A 3,021-nucleotide genomic window follows, 5' to 3' on the forward strand; every position below is an offset into this window, starting at 1 on the left:
AATTGGATAACGAATTTGGGAATTACCGCTGCATAAGCCCCATTTGGATTTTGTCTGCGCCCAAAAACATTGAAATAACGTAATCCGACAGTTTCCATTCCGTAAGTTTTCTGGAAAACATCGGCATACAATTCATTTACGAATTTGGTAATTGCGTAAGGGGACAAAGGCTTCCCAATAATTTCTTCCTGTTTTGGCAAACTCTCCGAATCGCCATAAGTGGATGAACTGGCGGCATAAACAAACCTTTTCACACCTGCTTCTTTTGAAGCATGCAACATGTTTAAAAAACCTGAAATATTTACTTCATTGGTTGTAATCGGATCCTGAATCGACCTTGGTACCGATCCTAAAGCTGCCTGATGCAAAACATAATCCACACCATCAAGGGATTTCAGACAGGTTTCATAATCCCTGATATCACCCTCAATCAGTTTGAAATTGGGGTTTGACAAAAAATCCTGAATGTTATGCCTAAAACCTGTTGAAAAATTATCCAGACAGACCACATTATGATTCTTCGCAAGAAAGTACTCGCACAGGTTCGAGCCGATAAAACCAGCTCCTCCGGTTATAAGAATAGTATAATTACCCTCAGACATCTTTTTTAGTTTGGACACAAAGATACGTTAATTAAAAAGTTTTGCATTACCAATTGAAGCCACTCTGACAAAAAATCGGTTTATGGCTATAACAGATTATCGAGGTTTACTTTTTTAGAATAAAATCCTTAACCTTTTCAACTTTAGTTTTTGGTTTGAATTGCTCAACATAACCTGCGCCATACGCACCATACCCGTATCCGTATCCATATCCATATCCGTATCCGTATTTGGCGCTGCTCTCAAATCCGTTAACAACTATACTTATATTGTGCAGCTCTCCTCTTTTGTGTTTTTCATTGATTATGGACAACATTCCTTTGTTTGTATAGGCCTGTCTTACAATATAAATGGTTGCATCACAAAATTGGGCCAGTTCCAGAGCATCGGAAACCAAACCTATTGGAGGTGTATCCAAAATAATGTAATCGTAAGTCAATTTTAACTCGTCAATCATTTCCTTCATGGATTCTCCAAGAATCAACTCAGAAGGATTTGGTGGAATCGGTCCTGATGTAATTACATCCAGATAAGGAATATGGGTAGCCTGTATAACCTCATCTAATGTCTTTTGTCCGATTAAATAATTTACAGCACCAATATTATTTTCAATATTAAAATCTCCGAAAATTCTAGGTTTTCTAAGATCCAATCCCACAATTACTGTTTTTTTCTCACTTAAAGCAAATACTGTTGCCAGGTTTATGGAACAAAACGTTTTTCCTTCCCCACCAACCGATGATGTAATCATTAATGTTTTTGTTCCGTCTTTCTGCTGTTTCTTATACAAGAACTGAAGTGAGGACCTAATAGCCCTGAAAGATTCTGCCAAAGGTGACTTGGGCTTTTCAAATACCGCTAAATTGTTATCCGTGTTCTTTTTACCTACTACCCCAATAATCGGAATCTTTGTTAATCTTTCAATATCCTCCGTATTGTGTATGGTTTTATCCAGAATAGCCTTAACTAACAGGATAAACAATGGCACAAGAAAACCAATAAAAAAAGCCATGGCGTAATTGACTCTCGTTTTCGAACCTAACAAACCTCCCCCTATATCCTTTGCATTATCGATAAATTCGATATCAGACACATTCGCCGCTTTTACAATATCCGCTTCGCTTCGCTTTTCTAAAAAAGTATTGTAAATATTATCCGTCAAATCATGTTTTCTGGTAATTTTCAATAATTCCTGCTGATCTTCCGGCAATTTTTTAATCGTACTTTCTGCCGCGGCAATGTTTTTATTGATCAAAGACATATCAAACTGCAAAAGCGATTTAGCATTTGAAATATTTTCCAATAACACTTTCTTCAAAGCGCTCATTTCGCTGTCAAAATCTTTAAACATCTTCTCATTCTTGACAGAATAAGCCTTTTCCGAACGAAGCTTGGACAACTCAATCAATTTAGTCACGTTGGCTACAATGTTAGGTTCGTCGATACCTGCTACAGTTGGCGCCGGAAGCTTTGAAAAATCATTACTGTTTAACAAATAACTTCTCAATGAATTGTAGTAGGCAATCTTTCTCGAAATCCCATCTTTTTCAACATCGTAATCTGTTAACCTTTCCGTTAAAACTTCACCGCCACCTTCTAATTGAAAAATATTTTTGTCTTTTCTGAAATTTTTCAGTTCTGCCTCAGCCGACTTAATATCATCTTCCATTGCCAATAGCGTACTGTCAATAAAAGCAATGGTATTTGTAGCAAACTGGTTTTTATTCTCCAATTCCTTTTCTTTGAGCACTTTTACAGTGGAATTAAGATATTCTACCAGACGGGCTTTGTTGGTCCCTCTCATACTTAACCTGATGATTGATCCCCCACTATCATCTGCAACAACAGACAATCCTTGGTAACCGGCTACAACACCGTCAAAATTATTGAATCTGATGTAGTACTCATTCCCAACATAGTCGCCCGGATTCGAATTAATAAACAATTTCAAATTCAGAAAAGGCAACTCAACTACTTGTCCTACTTTATATCTTTTTGTAAACTCACCCGTTTGCACATTTGCAGTCCCATTCTGATTATCCGCATAAACTATGGTACCAACAGAAGTATTCTCAAACGGAATAGTAATTTTAAATTCATTTTGGCTCAAAAATTTAATTTGGATTGGCATCCCGGCCAATTGAGGCTTATTCTTATCTATTTCAACATAAAAAGGAACAGAACCGTAAACATCTTCAAATCTGAATTTACCCTGTACCAGATAATCTATATAATACTCCAGTTCATCTACGACAATTTCATTATGTGATCTTGACTTCAATGTATTGACAACTGTTTGTACTTTATCTGATGTTCCTCCCCAGTTAAACACCAAGCTGGTATTCGAAGTAAAAAAAGGATTGTTCTCATCTTTTATTACGATGGAAGCATCCATTTCGTACATATTTTCCTGACGAAT

General features: G+C 36.6%; 2 protein-coding genes. Both read right to left on the reverse strand.

What is annotated here, in order from left to right:
- The coding region (locus tag VLB74_RS11525) for an NAD-dependent epimerase/dehydratase family protein (RefSeq protein WP_325203605.1) at nucleotides 1-602 on the reverse strand (602 nt) is incomplete at its 3' end.
- Between the two features lie 106 nt (nucleotides 603-708).
- Nucleotides 709-3,021, reverse strand: a 2,313-nt coding sequence (locus VLB74_RS11530; protein ID WP_325203606.1) for an exopolysaccharide transport family protein, incomplete at its 5' end; no start/stop codon positions are given.

This window comes from Flavobacterium sp. (assembly GCF_035456225.1).
Lineage (GTDB): Bacteria > Bacteroidota > Bacteroidia > Flavobacteriales > Flavobacteriaceae > Flavobacterium.